The sequence below is a fragment of the Pseudonocardia sp. KRD291 genome, from assembly GCF_019263595.1.
Lineage (GTDB): Bacteria > Actinomycetota > Actinomycetes > Mycobacteriales > Pseudonocardiaceae > Pseudonocardia.
This window is the reverse complement of record NZ_JADQDD010000373.1, coordinates 1-5305: the sequence shown is the minus strand read 5'-3', so window position 1 is coordinate 5305 and position 5305 is coordinate 1. Positions and strand designations below refer to the sequence as shown.

6 protein-coding genes are annotated in these 5305 nt (G+C 75.9%); 4 read left to right on the top strand and 2 right to left on the bottom strand.

Annotation, left to right across the window (positions count from 1 at the left end):
* Positions 1–312, bottom strand: a 312-nt coding sequence (locus I4I78_RS29970; RefSeq protein WP_218614873.1) for a hypothetical protein, incomplete at its 3' end; no start/stop codon positions are given.
* Between the two features lie 75 nt (positions 313–387).
* Here I4I78_RS29970 and I4I78_RS29965 point away from each other — a divergent pair.
* The 4 genes from I4I78_RS29965 to I4I78_RS29950 all read left to right on the top strand — a co-directional run bounded on the left by I4I78_RS29965 (position 388) and on the right by I4I78_RS29950 (position 4379).
* A complete protein-coding gene (locus I4I78_RS29965) occupies positions 388–1593 on the top strand; it encodes a trans-acting enoyl reductase family protein (RefSeq protein WP_218614872.1) in 1206 nt (401 codons plus the stop codon).
* A 66-nt stretch (positions 1594–1659) separates the two neighbouring features.
* On the top strand, positions 1660–2658 hold the full coding sequence (locus tag I4I78_RS29960) for a TrkA family potassium uptake protein (protein ID WP_218614874.1): 999 nt from the start codon (positions 1660–1662) through the stop codon (positions 2656–2658).
* A gap of 66 nt (positions 2659–2724) precedes the next feature.
* The gene (locus I4I78_RS29955; RefSeq protein ID WP_218614871.1) at positions 2725–3417 is read left to right on the top strand and encodes a transketolase; all 693 of its coding nucleotides are present in this window, start codon (positions 2725–2727) and stop codon (positions 3415–3417) included.
* Positions 3417–4379 (top strand): transketolase family protein, encoded by a 963-nt coding sequence (locus tag I4I78_RS29950; protein ID WP_218614870.1) that lies wholly within the window; start codon positions 3417–3419, stop codon positions 4377–4379. The genes I4I78_RS29955 and I4I78_RS29950 overlap by 1 nt, the downstream gene beginning before the upstream one ends.
* On the opposite strand, the gene I4I78_RS29945 is transcribed toward I4I78_RS29950, so the two are convergent.
* The coding region (locus tag I4I78_RS29945; RefSeq protein WP_218614869.1) for a cell wall metabolism sensor histidine kinase WalK at positions 4357–5305 on the bottom strand (949 nt) is incomplete at its 5' end. The genes I4I78_RS29950 and I4I78_RS29945 overlap by 23 nt on opposite strands.

The following is a 5305-nucleotide window of genomic DNA, read 5'->3' as shown; positions in this document are numbered from 1 at the left end:
GCGTCCCGGACCCCACCAGGCGACGTCCGGTGCCGGCCCCGCGGTCCCGGTCTCCGGCTCCGCGGGACCGACCAGCCCGGCCGCGGTCGCCCCCACGAGCGTGCCCAGGCGGTGCAGCGCGTCGGTCGCCCGGCCGCCCCCCGGCCCCTCGGCCAGCCCGGCGGTGATCGCGAGGCCGGCGTCGAGGACGTCCATCGGGTCCGGCCGGTGCAGGGGCAACGCGGCCCGGGCGCGGCGGGTCAGCCGGCCCCGGGAACGGCGGCCCGGTGGGGCAGGAGCGGGCACACCGCCCTCGTCGTCCACCGTCGGCACCCTCCCACTCTAGAGCCGCCGGTGCGGCCCGCCACGTGTCAGGCCGGGCCCGGCCCGGACCGATACCCTCCCGGGATGACAGGAAAGGTCGTCCTGCTGGGGGCCACCGGGTACACCGGGGCCCGGGTGGCGCAGTCGCTGGTCGCACGCGGAGCAGCGCCGGTACTGGCCGGGCGCAGTCCGGAGAAGCTGGCCGCGCTGTCCGGCCGCCTGGGCGGCCTCCCGACGGCGGTCGCCGACGTGGGCGACCCGGCGTCGGTGCGGGCGCTCCTCGACGCCGGTGACGTGCTGGTGAGCACGGTCGGGCCGTTCACCCGGTTGGGCGGACCCGCCGTCGACGCGGCCGTCGCGGCCGGGGCGGTCTACCTGGACTCCACCGGGGAGCCGCCGTTCGTCCGGCGCGTGTTCGAGCAGTACGGCCCGGCCGCCGAGCGCTCCGGCGCGGCGCTGCTCACCGCGTTCGGCAACGACTACCTGCCCGGCGTGCTGGCCGGAGCCCTCGCCGTGCGCGAGGCACGCGGGGCCGGAACACCCGCCCGGGTCGATGTCGGCTACTTCATCAGCACCGAGAGGAGCGCAGGCGGAACGAGAATGGGCGCTGCACGGGCCGGGCAGCCGTTCTCCCGCGGCACGCTGAACTCGCTGGTCGGGGTCGCGGCCGAGCCGGTCCACACCTGGCGCGACGGCGAGCTGCGCAGCGAGGCCGCCGGCGTCCGGATGCGCACGTTCGACGTGCGGGGCCGCCCGCGCCCGGGCGTCACGATCGGCGGGTCCGAGCAGTTCGCGCTGCCGCGGTTCGAGCCCGGCCTGCAGGTGGTGGACGTCTACCTCGGCTGGTTCGGGCCGGCCAGCGGCGCCGTGCACGCCGCCAGCGGCCTCACCCCGTGGCTGTCCCGGATCCCGGCGCTGGGCCGGGCGGTCACCGGGCTGGCCGGTCTGGCCGCCGGGCGGGCGTCGGAGGCACCGGACCCGGACAACCTCGCGCGCAGCACCTCGCACTTCGTCGCCGAGGTGTTCGACGACGCCGGAACCCTTCTGGCCCGCACCCGCCTCGTCGCCCCGGACGCCTACGCGATCACCGCGGACCTGCTGGCCTGGGGCGCGACCCGCGCCGCCGGACACGGCGTGCACGGGACCGGCGCGCTGGACCCGGTCGGCGCCTTCGGCCTGGACGAGCTCAGCGCCGGGGCGGCCTCGGCGGGGATCGTGCCGGCCCCGGACGGCGCCGGGCCGGACAACGGTTCGGACTCGGGTGCCGCGGCCGGAGCGACCGGACGTTAGCCTTCGCCGGTGCTGGGCTCCTCTCGCTTCACGACCCTGGACCCGCAGGTCACGGGCGCGCTGAAGATGCCCGACCAGCGGGCCGGTCCGGTCCGGTCGCTGGTCAACCGCCTGGTCATCGCGTTCGGCGCGCTCGCGGTCACCACGTTGATCGTCTACTTCGGCCGTGACGGCTACCTGGACAACAACGGCGCCGGCCCGATCTCGCTGCTGGACGCGCTCTACTACGCGACGGTCTCGCTGTCCACGACCGGGTACGGCGACATCGTCCCGGTCTCCCCGACGGCGCGCGGGATCAACATCCTGGTCGTCACCCCGTTGCGGGTCCTGTTCCTGATCGTCCTCGTCGGTACGACCGTCGAGCTGCTCACCGAGCGTTCCCGCCAGTCGTTCCGGATCCAGCGTTGGAGGTCTCGCGTGCGCGAGCACACGGTCGTCGTCGGCTACGGCACGAAGGGCCGGGCCGCCGTGGAGACGATGCTCGGCGACGGGGTGGACCCCGAGAAGATCGTCGTGGTGGACACCGACCGGGCCCGGCTCGACGTCGCGTCCGGGCTCGGGCTGGTCACCGTCTCCGGCAACGCCACCCGGTCCCAGGTCCTGCGCATCGCCGGCGTGCACCAGGCGACCACGCTGATCGTCGCGCTGGACCGCGACGACACCGCGGTGCTGGTCACACTGACCGCCCGCGAGCTGACCGAGACCGCGGCCATCGTGGCCGCGGTGCGGGAGTCGGAGAACGTGCACCTGCTGCGCCAGTCCGGCGCCAACTCCGTGATCGTCTCCGATGAGACGGCCGGGCGCCTGCTCGGCGTCGCGACCCGCTCCCCGGCCGTGGTCGAGGTGGTGGAGGACCTGCTGACCCCGGACGCCGGGTTCGCGATCAGCCAGCGCGGGGTGGAGCCGAACGAGGTGGGCGGCTCGCCGCGGCACCTGCCCGACATCGTGCTCGGCGTGGTCCGCGGCGACGTGCTGCACCGGGTGGACGCGCCGGCGGTCGACTCGCTCGAGCGCGGCGACCAGCTGCTCTACGTGCGTCGCGCCTCCCCGGTCGAGGACGACTGACCCGCGCGAGGGTGCGCGCCGGATCGCCTTGACCTGAAGTCGGATTCAGGTCGCAGGGTGTCGCACATGACGACCACGAGACGCCCCTATGACGACCTCGCCGGCCTGATGACCCGGATGACCGGCGACGAGAAGCACGACCACAGCGCGACGTCCACGCTCGACGTCCTGTGGGTGCTCTACGACCGGGTGTTGCGGTTCGACCCGCGCGCCCCGGACGACCCGGACCGGGACCGGTTCCTGCTGTCCAAGGGCCACGGCCCGATGGCCTACTACGCGGTGCTGGCCGCCGCCGGGTTCCTCGACGAGGCGCAGCTAGACACGTTCGGCGGCTGGGACTCGCTGCTCGGCCACCACCCGGACCGCGTGCTGGTGCCCGGCGTGGAGATCGGCTCCGGCTCGCTGGGACACGGTCTCGGCCTGGCCGTGGGCACCGCGCTCGGGCTGCGCGCCACCGGGCGCGACGCGCGCACGGTCGTCCTGCTCGGCGACGCGGAGCTCGACGAGGGCTCGCACGCCGAGGCGATCCAGTACGCCGGGCGGGCCGCGCTGGACCGGCTGACCGCGGTGGTGGTCGACAACTCCTCGGCCTCGCAGGGCTGGCCGGGCGGGATCGCCGCGCGCTTCGCCGTCGAGGGGTGGTCCACCACCGACGTCGACGGCCGCGACCACGAGGCCCTGCACCGCGCGTTCACGAGCGACCCACCCGGCGACCGGCCGCACGCCGTCGTCGCCCACGTCGAGCCCAAGGAGTCCTGATGAGCACCGCGACCCACTCGTGGAAGGGCGTCGACCTCGCTGCCGCCGAACACGACCGGGACGACTCCGGGCCCCCGGATGCGCGGGACCGGTTCTACGGCCTGCTGCCCGACCTCGTCGCCGCCGACCCGCGGGTCGCGGTGGTACTGGCCGAGATCGGCGCCGCCCACCTCGACCCGGAGAAGGTCGCGCCGGTGCGCGACCGCGTGGTCAACCTGGGGATCCGGGAGCAGCTGCTGATCTCGACGGCCGGCGGGCTCGCCCTGACCGGCCTGCGCCCGATCGTGCACACGTTCGCGCCGTTCCTGCTGGAGCGCCCGTTCGAGCAGGTGAAGCTCGACCTCGGGCACCAGGACGTCGGCGCGGTGCTGGTCTCGGCCGGTGGCTCGTACGGCTGGCCGGCCGGCGGCGAGACGCACTTCGGTCAGCGCGACGTCGCCCTGCTGGACACGCTGTCCGGCTGGACGGTGCACGTGCCCGGGCACGCCGACGAGGCCGAACAGATGCTGCGCGACGCCGTGGCCCGCGACGACCGGATCTACCTGCGCCTCGACGGCGACTCCAACGCCCAGCCGCGGTCGGTCGACGGCCGGATGTCGATGCTGCGGACCGGGAGCAGGGGCACCGTGGTGGCGGTCGGGCCGATGGCCGACCGCACGCTCGCGGCCGTCGAGGGCCTCGACGTCACCGTGCTCTACACCTCGACCGTGCGCCCGTTCGACGCCGACACGCTGCGCCGGACCCTGGGAACGCCCGACGTGGTGCTGGTCGAGCCCTACCTGCGCGACACCTCCACGGCCGAGGTGTCCCGGGCCCTGGGCGGGATCCGGCACCGGACGCTCGGACTGGGCGTGGGTCCGGACGAGCTGCGCCGCTACGGCACCCGCGAGCAGCACGACGTCGCGCACGGCCTCGACGTCGCGGGGATCCGCCGCTCGGTCACCGCGTTCCTGCACCCGTAGGCGGTGAGGCAGGCGGGCCTTCGGCCGGAAGGTCGAGGCGGAACGCCGCCCCGGCTCCCGACGGGGGCTCGACGCAGCGCAGCTCCCCGCCGTGGGCGTGCGCGATGCCGCGGGCGATGGCGAGCCCGAGACCGGCGCCACCGGCGTCGGCGGAGCGGGCGTCGTCGAGCCGGACGAGGCGTTCGAAGATCCGTTCCCGGTCGGGTGCGGGTACGCCGGGGCCGGTGTCGGACACGGTCACCGCGGCGGTGCCGTCCCCCGCGGCGACCGCGACGGTGACCGCGCCACCGTCCGGGGTGTGCCGGCGCGCGTTGTCGAGCAGGGTGGCCAGCACCTGGCCGAGGCGCTGCGGGTCGCCGGAGACGACGACGGCCGGTGACGTCCGATCCGGGCCGGTCGCGCGCACGTCCAGGCCGGGGGCGAGCAGCCCGGCCCGCTCGACCTCGCCGCGGGCGAGCTCGAGCAGGTCCACCGGCACCGGGTGCAGCTCGATGCCGGCGTCGATCCGCGCCAGCGCGAGCAGGTCGTCGACCAGGCGGGCGGCGCGCTGGGTGTCACGCAGCAGCAACAGGTGCAGCCGGTCCCGGTCGGCGGCGGGCAGCTCCGGGTCGAGCGCGGCCTCGGCGGCGGCGCGCACCCCGGCCGGCGGCGTGCGCAGCTCGTGCGCGGCGTCGGCGACGAACTGCCGCGTCCGCGCCTCGGACGCGCGGGCGGTGGTCTCGGCGCCCTCCAGCTCGTCGAGCATGTCGTCGAACGCGGCCGCGGCGCGGCCCAGCTCGGTGTCGGTGCGGGCGGGATCGAGCCGGCGGCCGCGGTCGCCGCGGGTGATCGAGCGGGCCAGCCCGGTCATCACGTCCAGCGGGGCCAGCGCGAGGCGGGTGGTGAGCAGCGTGACCAGCCCGGCCGCGACGAGCCCGGCGACCCCG

Excerpts from the sequence above, each read along its gene's own strand:
- I4I78_RS29965 (WP_218614872.1), top strand. The coding sequence starts at position 388 with ATGACAGGAAAGGTCGTCCTGCTGGGGGCCACCGGGTACACCGGGGCC.
- I4I78_RS29960 (WP_218614874.1), top strand. The coding sequence starts at position 1,660 with ATGCCCGACCAGCGGGCCGGTCCGGTCCGGTCGCTGGTCAACCGCCTG.
- I4I78_RS29955 (WP_218614871.1), top strand. The coding sequence starts at position 2,725 with ATGACGACCACGAGACGCCCCTATGACGACCTCGCCGGCCTGATGACC.
- I4I78_RS29950 (WP_218614870.1), top strand. The coding sequence starts at position 3,417 with ATGAGCACCGCGACCCACTCGTGGAAGGGCGTCGACCTCGCTGCCGCC.